This is a genomic window from Nocardia sp. XZ_19_385 (assembly GCF_015355755.1).
GTDB lineage: Bacteria > Actinomycetota > Actinomycetes > Mycobacteriales > Mycobacteriaceae > Nocardia.
In genome coordinates, this window is the sequence record NZ_JACVEE010000006.1 from 110,886 (window position 1) to 128,237 (window position 17,352).

Sequence of the window (17,352 nt, forward strand, 5' to 3'; positions counted from 1 at the left end):
GAGGGGCTCCTTCTATCAGCGCTGGCCGTAGACGTTCTGGTAGCGGTCGTGCAGGCGGTCCACCGCGTCAGGCGGGATGGGGATCGGCCGGCCCAGCTCGTGCGCCATATGCGCGGTGCGCGCCACGTCCTCGCACATCACGGCGGCCTTCACCGCCGCCCGGGCATCGGGTCCGATGGCGAACACGCCGTGGTTCTTCATCAGCACCGCCGGAGAGCGGTGCCCGGCAAGGGTTTTCACCACGCCGCGGCCGATCTCGTCGCCGCCGATCAAGGCGAACGGCCCGACCGGGATCTCCCCGCCGAACTCGTCGGCCATCGCGGTGAGCACGCACGGAATCGGTTCCGCCCGCGCGGCCCACGCGCTGGCGAAGGTCGAATGGGTGTGCACCACACCGCCGACCTGCGGCATGTGCCGGTAGATGTAGGCGTGCGCGGCGGTGTCGCTGGACGGGGACAGTTCGCCTTCGACCGGTGTGCCGTCGAGGTCGCAGACCACCATCGTGTCCGGGGTGAGCTCGTCGTAGGACAGACCGCTGGGCTTGATGACCAGCAGATCCGCGCCCGGCACGCGGGCCGACACATTTCCCGCCGTCCACACCACGAGCCCCCAGCGCGTCAGTTCGCGGTGCAGGTCGGCCACCTGTGTGCGCAGTCCGGCCACGGCGCGTTCGATCGTCGTCATGTGGTGGCTACCTCCTTGCGTGCGGTGTTGCGAATGCGGCGCAGCCGGTGCAGCGCCTCGGTGCCGCCGCGGCCGAAATGGTCGTGCAGGGCGCGGTATTCGGCGTACAGGGCGGAGTACGCGGCGACGCGGTCCGGATCCGGCAGGTAGGCGGCTCGGTCTATCCGGCCCATCGCCGCAGAGGCGGCGCGCACGTCTGGATACGCGCCCGCGGCGACGGCCGCGTGGATGGCGGAGCCGAGCGCGGGCCCCTGCTGCGAGGCGAGCACCGACAGCGGCAGACCGGTCACATCGGCGTAGATCTGCATGAGCACGGAATTGCGGACCAGACCGCCTGCCACGATCAGTTCGCGCACGGAAACGCCCGCGTGGTTGAAGGATTCGATAATGGTCCGGGTGCCGAAGGCGGTCGCTTCGAGCAGTGCGCGGTAGATGTCCTCGGGCCGGGTCGCCAAGGTCAGGCCGATCAGGACGCCCGAGAGGTCGTGATCGACCAGGACGGACCGGTTGCCGCCCAGCCAGTCCAGGGCGACCAGGCCGTGCTCCCCGACCCGCTGGCGTCCGGCCAGCTCGCTCAGGTACTCGTGCGGATCGAGGTTGCGAGCGGCGGCCCGGTCGCGGTAACCGGCGGGCACGGCGTTGTCCACGAACCAGGCGAAGATGTCGCCGACCGCGCTCTGCCCGGCCTCGTAACCCCAACTGCCGCTGATGATTCCGCCATCCACCACGCCGCACATGCCGGGCACCTCGGCCAGCCGGCCGGCGTTCATGACGTGGCAGGTGGAGGTGCCCATCACCGCGAGCAGCTGTCCGTCCCCCACGGCCTGCGCCGCGGGCGCGGTCACGTGCGCGTCGACATTGCCGACGGCGACCGCGATTCCGGGACGCAGGCCGGTCCACCGCGCCGCCTGCTCGGTCAGGTCGCCGGCACGGCCGCCGAGCGGTGACAGTGGGTGGGCGAGCTTGCCGGTGAAGTCGGCGAAGCCCGGATTCAGGGCAGTGAGGTACGCGGTGCCGGGCCATGCGCCGTCCTGGTGCTGTCCCTTGTAGCCCGCGGTGCACACGTTGCGGGTTTCGCGCCCGCAGAGCTGCCAGACGATCCAATCCGCGGCTTCGATGAAACGCGCTGCCGCGGTGTAGATCTCCGGATCTTCCTCCAGCATCTGCAGGCCCTTGGCGAATTCCCATTCGCTGGAGATCCGGCCGCCGTAGCGGCCGATCCACGCCTCGCCACGCTCGTGGGCCAGCGCGGTGATCCGGTCGGCCTGCGGTTGCGCGGCGTGGTGCTTCCACAGTTTCGGGTAGGCGTGCGGACGTCCCGCGAACTCCGGCACCCGGCAGAGCGGCGTGCCGTCGGCCGTGCTGGGCAGCACCGTACAGGCGGTGAAATCTGTTGCGATGCCGATGATCTCGCCCGGATCGATACCCGCCGCCCGCACCGCGGCGGGCACCGCGACCCGTAGCACGTCGAGATAGTCCTCGGGGTCCTGCAGCGCCCAGTCCGGCGGCAAAGGGGCTCTGGTGGCCGGTAATTCGTGCTCGATCACCGCGTGCCGGTACTCGCACACCGCCGTTCCGAGCTCGGCGCCGTCGCGCACCCGCACGACCAGGGCGCGACCGGACAGCGTGCCGAAATCGACACCCACTACGTACTCGTCGGCCATGCATTGCTCCCAGCTATGTTAACGCGCACATTGTTACCTACGACACTGGGAGGCTGTCAAGGACCAAGCCGGAGTCAGTGGCCGATCATCCTCGGAATATGGCCGTGTACCAGGCAATTTCAGATGAACAGCCGCTTCGGCTCATCGAGCGGTGTGTGACCCACGCCGGGCAATGGAAGCAGCTTTTGATGTTAACGCTCATCTAGTGCGGCAACCGCACTCAGCGCCAGCGGCGGTAGGCCCCGATCACCAGTGCGGAGCCGACGCCATGGAACAGGACGCTGCCGAACACCACGAGCACCATGATCGACAGCGTCGTATACGCCGGATCATCGTTGAGGTGATTGAATGCCAAGAGTCCGAACACGATCGAGGTCGTGCCGCGGGGCCCCAGCCAACCCAGCGTGAGGCGGTCACGCCAGGAGAAGTCGGTGCCCAGCATCGCCAGTAGCACGGGCCCGATCCGCACCACGGTCAGTACCGCGACACCGAAGGCGACGAGTCGCCAGCTCAGGTCGGTCGTGAGAGCGAGCACGGCGGCGCTGCCGAAGACGAACCACATGACGACGGTGAGCAGGAAACCCAAGTCGTCCAGCAACTCCAGCTCGCGCCGGAGCTCCGCTGAGACACGCACGGATCGGTACACGATGCCGCACACGAACGCGGCGACGAACCCATTTCCATGGATACCCACCGACAGCGCGAACGCCAGAATCGGCGCGGCGACCACCGCGATCCGTTTGGACTGGTCGGTCATCAACCCCCGGCGCTCCCCCGCGTTGCCGAGCAGCGCGAGCACACCGCCCGCAACCAATCCGACAGCAATCGCTTTGGCAGAGGCGGGCAGTGCGGCCTGCAAGGCCTCGATCGGCGTCTTGGCCGCCTCGGCTCGACCCCCCGCCAGCAGCAGCGCGCACAGGAAGATCGGGGACACAATGCCGTCGTTGTAGCCGCTTTCCACATTCAGCAGGTGCCGGACCCGTTCTGGTAATCGGCGGTCGCGGACGATAGAGGCCACGGGCGCGAAATCGATCGGCACCACAGCACAGGCGATCACCAGCAGCACCGCCCACTCCAGCCCTGGGAACAGCCATCGTCCCAGGACCATGGCCAGCCCGAGACTGAGCGGCATCGCAATGAGCAACAGCCGCAACGCCGACGACCGTTCCCGGCCGAGCAGCCCGCCGCGAACCTCGCAGGCGTCGACGAAAAGCAGTACCGCCAAGATGATTTCGGCCGCCTTCAACGCGACCTCGGTATTCAGGGTTTCGCCGAGCGAACCCTTGGTCGAGATCCCCATCGCGACGCCGGCCAGCACCACGATCATGGGTGCGGTGATCCGCCAGCGCTCCAGCCGCCCGGCCAGCACGGCCCACAACGCCACCACCGACGCCACCACGATCAGGGACTGATTCACAACTGTCACCTCTCAGCATGTCGCGACTCTCGGCAAACCCGTCGTTACCTGTGATCATCGAGCCCCGATGCTCCGGGCCACCGTCGTGACACGCGCGGCGCCCCTGATGAGACCTCCGATCATCGGCTGGCGGCGGCCTGTTCTTCGATCCGCAGCGCACTGACGAGTTCCCGGTACAACTCGTCGCTGTCCACCAGTTCGGCGTGCGTGCCCTGGGCGCGGATTCGGCCCTCTTGCAGCACGACTATGCGGTCGGCGTCGACCACGGTGGAGAGCCGGTGCGCGATGGTGAGCACCGCGCCTTCCCGCGCCCGTTGCCGGATGCAGTCGTGGATAGCGGCTTCGGTGATGCCGTCGGCATGGGCGGTCGCCTCGTCGAGCAGCAGCACTTCGGGCGCGCCCAGCAGTGCACGCGCCACGGCGATGCGCTGGCGCTGGCCGCTGGAGACCGACGCCGCGGCCAGCGGTGTGTCGAGGCCCTGTTGCTGTGCGGCGATCACCTCTTGCAGCCGGGTATCCCGAATCACTTGGGCGAGTGCGTCTTCCGAGGCGTCCGGACAGGCGTAGACCAGATTATCGCGGATGGTTCCCGGCACCACCGGCGTGTCCTGTTCCACGTAGGCCAGCCGGCCGCGCACCTCGGCGTAGCCGTAATCGGTGTAAGGCCGCCCGTCCAGTAGCAGGGCTCCGTGCTGCGGTTCGAGGAAGCGCAGGATCAACGACATCAACGTCGTCTTACCGGCGCCGGACGGACCGACGATCGCGGTATGCCCGTGGCGCGGGATGACGAGATCGATATCGCGCAGCGCCGGGGCCGCGCGATTGCCGTAACCGGCAGTGACGCCGCGCAATTCGAGCACCGGGCCTGCGGAACGCGTCGGCACGACTCCGGCTGTGGCGGAATCGGTTTCGATCTCCATGTGCTCGACCTCGCGAATCCGGCCGGCGGCCGCGATACCCCGCTGCAAGGTCATCACATGCTGGCCGAGTCCGGTCACCGGTTCGACCAGTGCGAAGGCGTACAGCAGGAACGCGATCAGGCTGGACAGCGGCAATGAGCCGTGCGCGACCCGCCACGCGCCGAAGGCCAGCACCACGACGATCGCGGCTTCCACACCGGCCCAAGCGATTCCGGAGGCGAGTCCTTCGCGCCGGACGGCGCGGATGGCATGCTCGGTCGAGGCCTCGGCGTCGGCGAGGATGCGCTCGGATTGGCGTTGCTCGGCGCGGCTGGCCTTCACCGTGCGGATCGCGTGCAACGCGCCCTCCAGCGCACCGCCGACGAGCCCGAGCCGCTGCTGCGCCTGCTGACGCTGCTCGGCCACACCCGGCATCAGCGCCAGGAACAACACACTCACCACGACGACCGCCGTGAGCGTGACCCCGAGCAGCGTCAGGTCCAGCACAGCCATCAGGATCAGCGACCCCACCAGCATGACCACGCCGTTGACCAGCCCGATCAGGCTGGAGGATGCCGCCTCGTGCAGCAGGACCGTGTCGGAGGTGACCCGGGTGACCAGCTCACCCACCGGACGGCTGTGCAGTGCCGGGATCGTGGCGCGAAAGTACCTGCGGACCAGCGATTTCCGCGCGTCGAGCACTACCCGTTCACCGACCGTACCGAGCAGGATCCACTCCACGCACAGCACCGACGCGCTCAGGATCGACAGCCCCGCCAGGGTGGCCACGGGCGCCACCAGGGACGCACCGGTCCCCAGCGCGTCGAGTACCCACTTGGTGATCATCGGCATCGCCAGGCCCGCCGTCGCGCTGAGCAGTGCCAGCACCAGTCCGATCGCGAGCACACCACGGTGCGGCGCGATGAACGACCACAACAGACGGAGCCGGGCGAAGCGCGGCTGCGAATTCTTCATGTTCTCGACGGTAGGTACCGAATCGCGAATTCGACAGCGCGCCAGCAAACTTCCAGCCATACGGCCGACGCGATGCACCCAGGTGGCGGACTGCGACCCGCCATCCGGCGGGTCGAAGTCTTTCAGAGTTGCATCGCGTCACCGTAGACGGTGATGTTGTTGTCGGCGGTCGGCGTGGAGATCGCCGCGGTGGCGAAGGAACGCAGCGTGACCGGACCGGCACAGGCGTCGACCTTGACCGTGACCTGTTCGGCGGTGATCGAGGCCCTGGACTCCGACCAGGGCTTCTCGCCCAGGGTGATGGTCGTGATGGACCCGGGTTTGAGCGAGGTGGAGATATTCGGAGTCACCGAGGCCGTGACGCCGGCATTGGGCGGTTTCATGATGGATACGCCGGCGTTCGCGCCGAGCGTGGCACCGACACCCAGATTCAAGCCGCTGGAAACATCGACAGCGCAACCGATTTGATAACCCACGGTGATGGTGCCGCTGGTCACCCGCGGCCCGCTTTTGCCGGTGACCTCGGCCGTGGCCTTGACCGACACGAAACCCTCACGGCTGACCGGGGAATTCACCAGACCGGGTGAGCGGTCCAGGTTCTCACCGGATTTGGTGATTGTCAGCGTCCGGCCGTCATCGGTCACGGTCTCCCGCGATCTATCCGCCACCGGCTCTGCACCGGCGGTTCCAGCGCCGATCACAATGGTGCTCAGCAAAATTCCGGCACTCGCCCATGCGGCCCCTGTATTCGTTGCCATTCCGATCACATGTCACCTTCAGAAGCCCCTCTGGTCCGACCAGCGAACGGATAGTGGCGGGCACCCATGTGAGGGGGAGGCATGGATGCCCGCCACCTACGAGTCTGTGCGACCAGCGCCGCCCGAGGAATCCGCCGGATGGCTGTTCGCACCCCCTCCGGTGGCGGGTGGATGGCCCGCCCCCGCACCGGCGTTCAGGTGCGCGGCAGCCGCAATTCGACACGGAAGCCGCCCTCGGCGGTCGCGCCGCTGAGCAACTGGCCGTTCAGCAACTCGGCGCGCTCGGTCAATCCGAGTAGACCGTGACCAGATCCGGGCAACGGCAGCGCGCTGCGTGTGGCCGGTGTATTCACGACCACCACACCGAACCGCTCCGCGTCCGACCACAGGTGGATCTCCGCCGTGGCTCCCGGGGCATGCTTGCGGACGTTGGTCAACGCCTCCTGCACCGTTCGATACACCGCGCGCTGCGCCGCACCGGTGATCTCAGTGGGCAACTCGCCACCGAACACCACCGGAATGCCGCTCGAGTCGATCAGCGTGTGCAGGTCCGCCAGCGTCGGCTGGGGTGTCAGTTCGGTGCCCCGGCCGCCCGACGCGCGCAACAGCGTCACCAGGTTTCGCAGTTCGTCGAGGGTCGTGACACTCAGTTCCCGGATGGTGCGCGCTGCCTCGCGGGTGTCGGTGTCGGGGGCGGCGACCTGCAACGCGCCGGCGCGAACGGCGATCAGGCTGACCTGATGCGACACCACGTCGTGCATTTCCCGGCCGATCTGCGCGCGTTCCCGTGCCAGCACGGCCTGCGCGTGCAGGTGGCGTTCATGGTCCCGCGCCTCCTCGATCTCCACCAGCCGCTGGCTGAGCTCGTCCCGGGTCCGCACCAGCTGACCGAACAAGACCGGCGCCGCGGCCCACGCCGCCGTGAAGACGCCATAGATCACGGCATCGGTCCGAGAAAGCGGCTCGCCCAGCCCCCAGGAGATCCCCGCGGCCGCGGCAGCCACCGCGCACCCGATCGACACCAGCCGATTACGCGACTGCCTGCCCACCGTGTACAGCGCGATGGCGGGCGCGATGACGAGCTCGTTCAGCATCGCCGACGGCAAGGTCAGCAGGAACACCGCCACCGGCCACCGCCGACGGAAAACCAGTGCGGCACAGGCGATCACCGCCAGCGCCAGCTCACTGTTATCGAGATAGACACTGCCGAAAATCGCATCCACCACCGCGACCGCCACCGCCGCGGCGTCGACAACCCAGCGGGGCGGCCGAACCCGGGTGATCAAGGCTTCTCACGCTGCCCGGCAAGCAATCCGGCACGCTGAGCCACCAGCGCCGCCTGCACCCGGCTGCCTACCCGCAGCTTGCTCAGAATCGCGCTGACATGATCCTTGACCGTGCCCACGCTCAAATAGATCCGCTGCCCGATCTCGGCGTTGGACAACCCCTCCGCCAGCAGCACCAGCACCTCACGTTCCCGGTCGGTCAGCGCATCGATGCGCGCGACTTCGGCATCGGTGGCGGCCATCCGGCCCAGCTTGTTGTCACCGTGCAACAGCGTGGCCGCCGCCTTCGGCGACATCACCACACCCCCGGCTGCCAGCGTGCGAATCAGTTGCGCCAACTGGTCCGGTTCGGTGTCCTTCAACAGAAATCCCGCCGCGCCCGAACGCAGCGCCGTGACGATGTATTCGTCGGTGTCGAAGGTCGTCAACATCGCGACCACCGGCGGCTCGGCCAACTCGCGCAGCCGGCCCAGCACCGTCAGCCCGTCCACATCGGGCATCCGGATATCCAGCAACACCACATCCGGGTGCAGCTCGCCGATCATCTCCACGGCCCCGCCACCCGAACTCGTCCCCACCACGTCGACATCGGGCGCGGCACCGAGAATGAGCTCGAACCCCGACCGCACCAAAGCCTCGTCATCGACAATTACCACTCGAATCACGGAAAGACCTGCCTCGCTGTCGTCGCTCGACGTTCGCTGGGTAACCGACGACGCTACCGCGTGCCTCCGCACCCGACGCGCTACCACTCTGTCAGCCCAACGAACGAACAGTAGTGCCCGGTCAGCGGCGCGCCCATCCGCCGACCGGCGGAAACTGTCCGTCGACCGACGGGTCCGCAACAGCGACAGCTGTGCTCGCCCATCGTCGGTAGCGGGTGGCTGAGCTGCCTCGCCGAACGTTGGCGTTCCGGACGATCGCCGTGGCGTTTGAGTCGCGTGGCAGGCCGGGCCGGACTGTTGCATCCGACATGACCACGACATCGACGACCGGCACTGCCGCATCGGGGCTTTCCCGCCGCGCCGCCTGGCCCGCCTTGCTGACCATGTTCCTCGGCAGTTTCACGCTGGTGACCGCGGAGTTCCTGCCGCCGGGTGTACTCACCACGCTCGCGCACGATCTTCGGGTGCCCGAGGGGGTGGTCGGGCTGTCGGTGAGCGCGACGGCGCTGACCGCGCTGTTTGCCGCGCTCGCGTTGGGAGCACTGTTCCCGCGAGTTGATCGGCGGAGCTTGCTGATCGTGTTGACCATCGCGGCGGCGGTATCGAATGTTGTTGTGGCGCTAGCGCCGAACATCGTGTTGCTGCTGATCGCGCGACTGCTGCTCGGGGTGGCCGTGGGCGGGTACTGGTCGATGGCGCTGGTAATCGCCGCGCAGTTGGTGGCGGCCGAACGGCTCGGTAAAGCGATGATGATCGTCAACGCGGGGACCACGGTGGCCACGGTGGCCGGTGTTCCGCTGGGGGTGCTGCTGAGCACCTATGCGGGCTGGCGGACAACATTCGTCGTCGTAGCGGGGTTGACCGTGGCGACGGCGATCGCGGTCCGGATGGTGTTGCCGCCGATCGCACCGAGCGAGGGCGTCGGATTCGCAGCGCTCGGCGCCGCGCTGCGGGCGCCGGGGGTGGCGCTCGGCCTGATCAGCGTCGTATCGGTGATCGCCGGACACTTTGCCGGATACACCTACATCCGCCCGGCCCTGGACGAACTGATGCAGGCCGGCCCGGCAGTGATCCCGGTGCTGCTCGCGCTGTTCGGCATCGGCGGCCTGATCGGGAATTTCGTCCTCGGATCGCTGGCCGACCGGCGACTCGGCGTGCTGCTGGTAGCGGTACCCGTGGCCATCGGCGGCTCGCTGCTGGTGATCATCGCCGCCGGGGCTGTTCCGGTTCTCGGCTACCTCGCCGTGCTCATCTGGGGCGGTGCGTTCGGCGGCATTCTCAATCTGGTGCAGGTGTGGGTGTCGCGGGTGCTGCCGGAGCGCATGGAGGCAGGCGGCGGGCTGGTCGTCGGCGGCTTCCAGTTGGCGATCATCCTGGGTTCCGCGCTGGGCGGTCGCGGTGTGGACAGCATCGGGCTCACCGCCACCTACGGACTCGCCGCGCTGGGCGCGGTGCTCGGCGGGGTGCTGGTGCGGGTATCGCTCACCCGGGCACAGCGCTAGCCGACGACTCCCGGGCCGCACGCCGCCACTGCGACGGCGTGTGGCCCGTATGCCGCCGGAACGCCCGCCCGAAAGCGGTCTCCGACCGGTAGCCCAGACGCCGGGCCACCGTCCCGATCGATGTGTCCTGCTCCGCCAGAAACCGTTGCGCCCGTTCGACTCTCAGCTTCGTCAGATACCGGCCCGGCGTGAGACCCGTCGCCGCTTGGAACCGGGCGGCGAACCCCGACCGCGAGGCCAGCGCGACGCGCGCCAGCGCCTCGACGGTCCACTCCTGCCCGGGATCGGCGTGCATGGCGGCCACCGCCTGCGCCACCCCCGGCTCGTTCACCTTCATCAGCCACCGTTGCGGCGCGCAACCGCGGGCATGCCAGGACTCGATCGCCATCGACGTGATCAACGTGGCGACCCGGTCACCTTGCACACCGAACGGATCGGGGCATTGCTCGACCAGGTGCCGCATCATCGTCGTGGCCAGCGGCGTGTGTTCGACGAAATCGGTCAGCAGCACCCGCTGCGGCAACGCGGCCATCAGGCTGCCACTCCCGACCGGTTCGAGCCGCACGCGCTGCACCCGGCCCGACGCCAGCGCGTTGATCGCGAACCGGCCGTTACCCGGCACGAAAAGAAAGTCGCCACTGGCCAAATCCTCTGTCGCACTGAGCCCTTCGACGCGGACCAGGCCATCGAGCACGACGAGCGCACTGGGCTCGGTGATGAATTCCCACTGCCCCGCCGCCAACGTGAACTCGTCCCGCCCCGCGAACCGCCACTGCAAACCGGCCAGTACTTCATCGAGGCCCGGCACTCCCTCGACCTTCGTCACCGCGCACCCCTCTAGTGGAATCCAATGCGGTTCACGGTACCAACGGCCGGAGCCGTTTCCGCTGGGAGGAGGCGCGAGGATCGTCGATGCCGGGCGGGTGGGCGCTGTCCGGCGGTGTGATCAACAAGACCATGCAGCCGGGCATGAACGGCGCTAGATTGGAATTGTTCCAGAAAAGGTCAACCCTAGAGAAGGAGCAATCGTGACTGCAACGCTGTCCAAGAGGGCCATCGCGGGAACTCTCGGCAAGGCCGAAACCAAAGTCGTCGGCGTCGTTCTGCAGGAGGCGCTCACCGATCTGATCGATCTGAGCCTCACCGCCAAGCAGGCGCACTGGAATGTCGTCGGCCCGCATTTCCGCTCGGTCCATTTGCAACTGGACGAACTCGTCGACAGTGCCCGGGAATTCTCCGACTCGGTCGCCGAACGCGCTGCCGCGCTGGGTATCTCGCCGGACGGGCGCGCCGCCACAGTCGCCGCCGACGCCGCGGAATTCCCCTCCGGGTATCTGTCCGACAGCGAGGTCGTCGCGCTGATCGTGTCCCGCCTGGACGCCGTCGTCCGCCGGCTGCGCATGCACATCCAAGCAACCGAGACCGCCGACCCGGTCACCCAGGATCTGCTCATCGGCATCACCGCCAAGCTCGAAGAGCACCACTGGATGTTCCAGGCTCAAACAGCCCTGAGCTGATCATGCGGACGGCCCCGAGGCCGGTCCCGGCGTAAGCGCCGGGACCGGCCTCGCGTGTTTTCAGCTGACCAGCGTCAGAAACTCGTCGAGGCTGATCTTCTTGTCCCCGTTCAGATCTGCCTTCTCCACAATGGCCAGCGCCGCCTTCTTCGCTTCATCGGTCGAAAACCCGTACGCCTCGACAGCCTGCGCGTACTCCTCGAGGGTGATGAAGCCGTCACTGTTCGCATCGACCTTCACGAATACCGCCTTGGCCTCCGCGACAGTAAAGCCACCCATAACCCACTCCTTCGTTCCGATCCGACAACCGAGCTAGCTACCGGAGTATCGCACCCAGCCGCGACCGGAGGTTTCCGGGCGGCCGGACCAGCCCGTTATGCCGGCTTTCAGCTTCCGGCAAGGCGATTCGGCCAAACTCGGCCGATGAACGTTCGCACCATCATCCGCCTGGTCACCGCGGCGGCCTGTACCGCGGGGATTGCCGCGGTGGGCCCGACCGGTACCGCACAGGCGGCCGACCAGATCCTTTTCGGTTCCCCCAGCGGCAATATCGCCTGTGCGATTTTCGCAGAGGGGTCCGACGGCGGCGCGGGGTATGTCCGCTGCGAGGTGTTCGAATACACCTACACACCCCCACCTCGGCCGCCCGGGTGTTACTTACCCGACGGCACCCCGGTCCAGAGTGACTACGGATATGCGATCCATCTCAGCAAAGCCCACGGCGCGTGGTTCAACTGCGGTGGCGGCACCCTTGGCCACCCCATCAATAGTTTCCTGCCTTACGGCGCGTCGGTCACCTTCGGCGGTTTCACCTGCACCAGCGCTCGCGATGGCATCCGCTGCGGCGTCGGGTCCAAGTCCTTCCGAATCTCCCGTGCCGCTTACGAACTCAGTTGAGGAAGCCCAGGTGTACGTCGTGGTCGACTCGGCCGCCGGTGACGGTCACCTCACTGGTGACCATCGGATAGCCGCGGGTCACGACGATGTATTCGCCCGCGGGCAGGTCGGCCACCGCGTAGCGGCCGTCCATGTCGGTGTGGACGCTACCGACGGCTAAGCCGGACCAGTCGACCACGGTGACCCGGGCGTCATGCACTGCCCGGCCGTCGGCGCGTACCGTGCCCCACAACGTCGCCATCGGAGCCAGTTCCACGTCGAAGACCAACTGCCCGCTCGCCGGCACGGTCAATGTCGTTGCGGTGGGACGCATCTGATCGGAAACCGCCACCAACGTATAGGTTCCCGCTGTTACACCCTTGCAGGCGTAGCTGCCGTCCGCCGTTGTCACGGCGGCGCCGACGACCTCACCACGCAGGTCGGTCACGGTGACCGTGGCGCCTGCCACCGGCTCGCGATCGGGCGTGTACACCACACCCGACAGCTCGCCGGATCCGTGCACCGTGATGTCGACCTGCTGCGCGACCCCGTTCATCGCGGTGACGTGTACCGCGGTCGGTTGATAGCTGTCCGCCGAGACGATCAAGACATAGCTTCCCGGCGCGGGTGGCTCGATGAGGTAGCTGCCGCCGCCGTCGCCGGCCGTACGCGAAACCTGTTGTCCACGTTGGTCGATCAGTGTCAGCACCGCGTCGGGGACCGGGTGCCCGTCGTCACGGCGAATGCTGCCAACGATCGAGGCGACAACTCGCCCGGACGACAACCGTTGTGCACCGATGCCATTGGTGGCTGGGTCCGCGGCACCAGCCGGAGCGAGCGTCGGCTCCGGTTCGGCGATGACCGGCGGGGCAGGCTCCGAGATCTGCTCATCGACCCGCTCTGCGGCGAGCTCCGTCGGCATGGGGTACGCAGCGACGACGGGCTCCGGCTCGGCATGATCAGCCTGCGGCTGTCGCAGCTCTCGCAGTTTCGCGCCCTCGACGTCGATGTCGGGCAGGACGCGGTCGAGCCACTCCGGAATCCACCAGGACCGCCTGCCCATGATCACCAGCAGGGCCGGGACCAGCACCATGCGCACCACGAAGGCGTCGATGGCGACACCGGCGGCCAAGGCGAAGCCCATGGACCTGGCGACGACGTCGGATTCCAGCAGGAAGGAGCCGAACACCGAGATCATGATGATCGCCGCCGAGGTCACCACGCGGGCACCGTGGTGGTAACCGGAGATCATCGCGTCTTTCGGCGACTTGCCGTGCACGTATTCCTCGCGCATCCGGGTCACCAGGAACACCTGATAGTCCATGGCGAGACCGAATACCAAGCCGATCAACATGATCGGCAGGAAGCTGACGATCGGATGCGGATCGGCGATCAGGCCGAACGCACCTTCCTGGAAGATCAGTACGGTGGCGCCGAAGGTAGCCGCCATGGAGAGCAGGAAGCCCAGGGCCGCGGTGAGCGGGACCAGGATGGACCGGAACACCAGGATCAACAGCACGAAGGCCGCACCGGCGACGATCGCCAGGTAAGGGACGATCTTGCCGAGCAGGACGTGGTCCATGTCGGCGTAGATGGCGGTCGTGCCGGTGATGCCGTACTCGATGCCGTATTGCTCGCGCAGTTCCCTTTCGGCGGCGCGGGCGTCGCGCACGAGATCTTTTGTGGCCTGGTTGTTCGGCCCGGACCTCGGCACACCGTCGAGCATGACGCCGAGCCCGTTCGCACTGACCTGCGGCTTGGTGACGTAATCCATCTCGGGGAACTGGGCGAGCCGGTCGCGCAGCGCGGTGACCGCGGCCTCGCGCGTACCTTCCGGCACGTTCGCCAGATCGGCGACCACGGTCAGGATGCCGTTGCTGCCTTCGCCGAAACCTTCCGTCCGGATGTCGTAGGACTGACGGACCGTGGAGTCGGTCGGGAAGCTGTCCTCGCCCGGCAGTCCCAGCTGCAGGTCGAGCGCCGGAAAGGCCAGTGCGGCAAGCGCTCCCACGGCAATGGCCAGGGCGACCCATGGTCTGTTGCCGATCAAACGGCCCATCCGCATGCCGTTGGTGACGGAGGTGTCGTCTTCCGGGTCGTGCCGGGCGACCAGCGGCAGCTTCGGTTTGAACAGGAAGCGGCCGAAGGCGCCGAGCAGGGCGGGCATCAGGGTGATGGCGGTGAGAACGGCGAAGAAGGCCGCCATGGCGCCACCGAGTCCCATGAAGGTCAGGAAGTTCACGCCGACGATGCTCAGCGCACTCAGGGCGACGATGACCGTGAGTCCGGCGAACACCACCGCGGATCCGGCGGTGCCGACGGAGATGCCCGCGGCTTCTTCGGGACTTTCCGCCACGTGCAGTTCGTGTTTGTAGCGGGAGACGATGAACAGTGCGTAGTCGATGGACAGCGCGATACCGATCATCGACGCCAGGAACGTCGTGAAGCTGGGCACCTCGATGATCGAGGTGCCCAGCGCTATCACCAGCAGGGCGGCGCCGAGGCCGACGATGGCGGTGATGATCGGCACGAAGGCCGCCACGACGGCGCCGAAGGCGATCATCATGACAACCAGTGCCACGCCCATGCCGATCAGCTCGGCCTGGCCGCTGGGCTGCTCCTGCTCCTCCTGGATGGCGCCGCCGACTTCGACGGTCAATCCCTGCGCGCGGGCGGGGCCCGCTACGTCGTAGGCGGCGTGCCGCTCTGCGTCGGTGATGTCGGCCGAAGAAGCGATGTCGAATGGAACCGCAAGCACGGCAACGGTTGCCGGAGCATCAGCGCTCAGCACGTTGAGTGGGGCGCCTGAGCAGACGGCCGGGTCGGCGGCGGTCAGGCAGCCCATTTCCGCGGTCGTGTCGACCGGGTTTTCCAGTGCCGCAGCGGCCTTTTCGGCGACGAGCTTGCGTGTGCCGTTGTCGACCGACAGCGCCTTCAGATCGGCGATCAGCGCGTCGATGGCGGCGCTGTTGTTCTTGTCGGTCAGCTTCGTACCTTCGGGCGCCTTGATGACGTAGGCGCCGCTGACGGCATCGATACTGAACTGACCGGACATACCGGGGAATTGCTTGTCCAGGATGTCGGTGGCACGTTCCGACGGTAGCGACGGCATGCTGAACTCGTCGCTCATCGGTTTACTCAGCATGCCGCCGGCGACACCGAGCACTCCGAGGAGTACGAGCCACACCGGCAGCACTATCCATTTGCGGCGGAAGGCGAATTTGCCCCAGCGATAAAGGTATACGGACACGTGTGGGTTCTCCTGGAGGTGACCGGATCGTGCTGTGCGAACAGCTCCCCTGACGCCCGCTACCACGCCGAAAGCGGAGGAGCAACCTCTAGTTTCGAGAGCCTACCGCACGCCGAATCAGCACCGCCATCGGCCGGGCCGCACCCAAACCCCCAGGCTGCCATTCGAACTGAGCGCCCGCTACGCCGACTACTCGGGTTTGACCGAGGGGATGGCGGCCACACAGACGACGAGGTCGTTGCGCAGCCGGCGTTGTTCTTCCGCGGACAGCGGAGCGAACATCTGCCGCTCGACAGAGCGCACGGCCACGCTGGCCGCACGCAGCTTCTTCTGCCCGGCACTGGTGAGCTCAGTGGGCAGCGCGCGGCCGTGCGGGGCCCGCGCAGGCCGAGTCAGCAGGCCGCGATCCTGTAATCCGCGGAGCACGAGATTCATCGATTGGCGCGTGACGAACGCACCGCGGGCGAGTTCGGAGTTGGACATCCCGGGGTGCCGGCCGAGCAGTTCGAGGCAGGCGTATTGCGCCACCGACAGTTCCAGCGGGCGCAGCACCGCGTCCATCGCGGAGTGCAGCGCGGCCTGGGCCTGTTTGAGGACGTAGCCCACCGACTGCTCCAGTTCGCCCACGGCCTCCTCTTGACTCATGTCAGTATCTTGACACAGACTTTCCATGTCAGCATATTGACACCTAGATTCATGACGGCGAGGAGAAAACGATGGCTGAGATCCGCAACCGTGCGAACGATATCGACGACATCAACCTGCGAACACAGCGCAGGAAGACATCGTCCGCGACGATCCCCGACAGCCACGTCGGCATCCTCGCCAAGAAAGGCTTCGCGCACCTCGCGTCCCTGGGACCCGACGGCGAACCGCAATCGCATCCGGTGTGGTTCGACTTCACCGACGGGCAATTGCTCGTCTCAACCGGCACCGATCGGCAGAAATACCGCAACATCCAGAAAGATTCGCGGGTATCGGTCTCGATCCTCGACCCCGACGACCCCTACCGCTACGTGGAAGTCCGCGGCCGTGTCGTCGAGGTCGAACCAGATCCCGAGAAGGCATTCCTGGACCGGCTGGCGCGCAAATACCTGGACCTGGACACCTACCCCTACGAGCAGAGACGTGATGTGGAGCGGGTGATCCTCCACATCCAGCCCGACCACGTCATAGCTTGATCGGCCCACCGTCCTGTTGAAACCGTTGGCCGCCATGCGAATTAATCGTTCGATCGGTGTGCTCGCGCCTTCCACACCAGCAACACGGCCTGTGCGATGAAGAAGACGCCGCCGCCGGTGGCGTAGATGGCGAGGACATGCAGGGACGGCGATTCGCCGGTGGCTTGGGCGACGTAGGTCGCGCCGACCAGGAAGGACAGGCCGCCGGAGATGAGCGTCGGCCACTGCTTGCCCAGTGCGGGCCCGCGCCGGCGTAGGCCGACGATCAATTGCGCCGCACCCGATAGCACCGCCCAGACCCCGAATACGCCCAATACCGCGGCGGCGCCGATGGTTCCGGCGACACCGAGCGCGATGGCGATCACCGTGCTCAGCGCCCCGTTGAGGGCTGTCACGCGACGTTCGGGACCGTTGGGAACCGCGCGATAGTCGAGCAGCGACGAGACGGCGTCGATCAGCGGGTAGGCCACGAGCAGGATGATCGCGACGGCGTTCAGGGTGGCGTGCGCGGCGGCGAAGGCGGCGGCCCACGCTATCGCCAGCACGCCCCGGCTCAGGTAGAGACGGATCAGGGATGACCGCTCGGTCATCGAAACAGGCAGTACCTCGGTGTTGTTCATGAACACCAGCTTTGCGACGGGACATCCGGCTGCGCATCCGTCGGCTGACGCTGCACGC

The 17,352-nt window shown here is 67.1% G+C and carries 16 protein-coding genes and 1 pseudogene; 4 read left to right on the forward strand and 13 right to left on the reverse strand.

Annotation, left to right across the window (positions count from 1 at the left end):
* Nucleotides 1-15: 15 nt before the first annotated feature.
* The 7 genes from IBX22_RS34065 to IBX22_RS34095 all read right to left on the reverse strand — a co-directional run bounded on the left by IBX22_RS34065 (nt 16) and on the right by IBX22_RS34095 (nt 8,348).
* Nucleotides 16-684, reverse strand: a complete 669-nt coding sequence (locus tag IBX22_RS34065; RefSeq protein ID WP_194819932.1) for an L-ribulose-5-phosphate 4-epimerase — start codon at nt 682-684, stop codon at nt 16-18.
* Nucleotides 681-2,348 carry a ribulokinase gene (gene araB, locus IBX22_RS34070; RefSeq protein WP_194819933.1) on the reverse strand — a complete coding sequence of 556 codons (1,668 nt, stop codon included), beginning with the start codon at nt 2,346-2,348 and terminating at the stop codon, nt 681-683. Before araB ends, IBX22_RS34065 begins: the two co-directional genes overlap by 4 nt.
* A 220-nt stretch (nt 2,349-2,568) precedes the next feature.
* Nucleotides 2,569-3,765: a cation:proton antiporter gene (locus IBX22_RS34075; protein ID WP_194819934.1), complete on the reverse strand. Its 1,197-nt coding sequence runs from the start codon at nt 3,763-3,765 to the stop codon at nt 2,569-2,571.
* A gap of 119 nt (nt 3,766-3,884) precedes the next feature.
* The gene (locus IBX22_RS34080; RefSeq protein ID WP_194819935.1) at nt 3,885-5,639 is read right to left on the reverse strand and encodes an ABC transporter ATP-binding protein; all 1,755 of its coding nucleotides are present in this window, start codon (nt 5,637-5,639) and stop codon (nt 3,885-3,887) included.
* Nucleotides 5,640-5,761: 122 nt separating this feature from the next.
* Nucleotides 5,762-6,397: an MspA family porin gene (locus IBX22_RS34085; RefSeq protein ID WP_228540060.1), complete on the reverse strand. Its 636-nt coding sequence runs from the start codon at nt 6,395-6,397 to the stop codon at nt 5,762-5,764.
* A gap of 194 nt (nt 6,398-6,591) precedes the next feature.
* Nucleotides 6,592-7,683, reverse strand: coding sequence for a sensor histidine kinase (locus IBX22_RS34090; protein WP_228540061.1), 1,092 nt, complete (start codon nt 7,681-7,683; stop codon nt 6,592-6,594).
* Nucleotides 7,680-8,348: a response regulator transcription factor gene (locus IBX22_RS34095; RefSeq protein ID WP_309234906.1), complete on the reverse strand. Its 669-nt coding sequence runs from the start codon at nt 8,346-8,348 to the stop codon at nt 7,680-7,682. Before IBX22_RS34095 ends, IBX22_RS34090 begins: the two co-directional genes overlap by 4 nt.
* A gap of 308 nt (nt 8,349-8,656) precedes the next feature.
* Between IBX22_RS34095 and IBX22_RS34100 the strand changes: the two genes are divergently transcribed.
* Nucleotides 8,657-9,850, forward strand: a complete 1,194-nt coding sequence (locus IBX22_RS34100; protein WP_194819937.1) for an MFS transporter — start codon at nt 8,657-8,659, stop codon at nt 9,848-9,850.
* Here IBX22_RS34100 and IBX22_RS34105 read toward each other — a convergent pair.
* Nucleotides 9,831-10,676, reverse strand: coding sequence for a helix-turn-helix domain-containing protein (locus IBX22_RS34105; protein ID WP_194819938.1), 846 nt, complete (start codon nt 10,674-10,676; stop codon nt 9,831-9,833). The genes IBX22_RS34100 and IBX22_RS34105 overlap by 20 nt on opposite strands.
* 202 nt (nt 10,677-10,878) lie before the next feature.
* Between IBX22_RS34105 and IBX22_RS34110 the strand changes: the two genes are divergently transcribed.
* A complete protein-coding gene (locus IBX22_RS34110) occupies nt 10,879-11,367 on the forward strand; it encodes a Dps family protein (RefSeq protein ID WP_194819939.1) in 489 nt (162 codons plus the stop codon).
* Between the two features lie 60 nt (nt 11,368-11,427).
* Here the strand turns inward: IBX22_RS34110 and IBX22_RS34115 are convergent, their stop codons facing one another.
* Nucleotides 11,428-11,646: an EF-hand domain-containing protein gene (locus IBX22_RS34115; RefSeq protein WP_194819940.1), complete on the reverse strand. Its 219-nt coding sequence runs from the start codon at nt 11,644-11,646 to the stop codon at nt 11,428-11,430.
* 144 nt (nt 11,647-11,790) lie between these two features.
* Here IBX22_RS34115 and IBX22_RS34120 point away from each other — a divergent pair, with 144 nt between their 5' ends.
* Nucleotides 11,791-12,264 carry a DUF6636 domain-containing protein gene (locus IBX22_RS34120; protein WP_194819941.1) on the forward strand — a complete coding sequence of 158 codons (474 nt, stop codon included), beginning with the start codon at nt 11,791-11,793 and terminating at the stop codon, nt 12,262-12,264.
* On the opposite strand, the gene IBX22_RS38625 is transcribed toward IBX22_RS34120, so the two are convergent.
* From IBX22_RS38625 to IBX22_RS34130, 3 genes and pseudogenes are all read right to left on the reverse strand, one after another.
* The gene (locus IBX22_RS38625; protein WP_228540099.1) at nt 12,257-13,165 is read right to left on the reverse strand and encodes a carboxypeptidase-like regulatory domain-containing protein; all 909 of its coding nucleotides are present in this window, start codon (nt 13,163-13,165) and stop codon (nt 12,257-12,259) included. The two genes, IBX22_RS34120 and IBX22_RS38625, sit on opposite strands and share 8 nt — an antisense overlap.
* Before the next feature lie 15 nt (nt 13,166-13,180).
* Nucleotides 13,181-15,493 (reverse strand): annotated as a pseudogene (locus tag IBX22_RS38435) (MMPL family transporter); the annotation flags it as partial.
* A 189-nt stretch (nt 15,494-15,682) separates the two neighbouring features.
* Nucleotides 15,683-16,138, reverse strand: a complete 456-nt coding sequence (locus tag IBX22_RS34130; protein ID WP_194819943.1) for a MarR family winged helix-turn-helix transcriptional regulator — start codon at nt 16,136-16,138, stop codon at nt 15,683-15,685.
* Nucleotides 16,139-16,209: 71 nt separating this feature from the next.
* On the opposite strand from IBX22_RS34130, the gene IBX22_RS34135 reads away from it, so the two are divergent.
* On the forward strand, nt 16,210-16,674 hold the full coding sequence (locus IBX22_RS34135; protein ID WP_194819944.1) for a PPOX class F420-dependent oxidoreductase: 465 nt from the start codon (nt 16,210-16,212) through the stop codon (nt 16,672-16,674).
* Between the two features lie 41 nt (nt 16,675-16,715).
* On the opposite strand, the gene IBX22_RS34140 is transcribed toward IBX22_RS34135, so the two are convergent.
* Nucleotides 16,716-17,294, reverse strand: a complete 579-nt coding sequence (locus tag IBX22_RS34140) for a DUF308 domain-containing protein (RefSeq protein WP_194819945.1) — start codon at nt 17,292-17,294, stop codon at nt 16,716-16,718.
* Nucleotides 17,295-17,352 lie beyond the last annotated feature (58 nt).

Bases quoted from the DNA above. Each gene is read 5' to 3' on its own strand.
- IBX22_RS34065 (WP_194819932.1), bottom strand. From the start codon at position 684: ATGACGACGATCGAACGCGCCGTGGCCGGACTGCGCACACAGGTGGCC.
- araB (WP_194819933.1), bottom strand. From the start codon at position 2,348: ATGGCCGACGAGTACGTAGTGGGTGTCGATTTCGGCACGCTGTCCGGT.
- IBX22_RS34080 (WP_194819935.1), bottom strand. From the start codon at position 5,639: ATGAAGAATTCGCAGCCGCGCTTCGCCCGGCTCCGTCTGTTGTGGTCG.
- IBX22_RS34085 (WP_228540060.1), bottom strand. From the start codon at position 6,397: ATGGCAACGAATACAGGGGCCGCATGGGCGAGTGCCGGAATTTTGCTG.
- IBX22_RS34100 (WP_194819937.1), top strand. From the start codon at position 8,657: ATGACCACGACATCGACGACCGGCACTGCCGCATCGGGGCTTTCCCGC.
- IBX22_RS34115 (WP_194819940.1), bottom strand. From the start codon at position 11,646: ATGGGTGGCTTTACTGTCGCGGAGGCCAAGGCGGTATTCGTGAAGGTC.
- IBX22_RS34120 (WP_194819941.1), top strand. From the start codon at position 11,791: ATGAACGTTCGCACCATCATCCGCCTGGTCACCGCGGCGGCCTGTACC.
- IBX22_RS38625 (WP_228540099.1), bottom strand. From the start codon at position 13,165: ATGCCGACGGAGCTCGCCGCAGAGCGGGTCGATGAGCAGATCTCGGAG.
- IBX22_RS34130 (WP_194819943.1), bottom strand. From the start codon at position 16,138: ATGAGTCAAGAGGAGGCCGTGGGCGAACTGGAGCAGTCGGTGGGCTAC.
- IBX22_RS34135 (WP_194819944.1), top strand. From the start codon at position 16,210: ATGGCTGAGATCCGCAACCGTGCGAACGATATCGACGACATCAACCTG.
- IBX22_RS34140 (WP_194819945.1), bottom strand. From the start codon at position 17,294: ATGAACAACACCGAGGTACTGCCTGTTTCGATGACCGAGCGGTCATCC.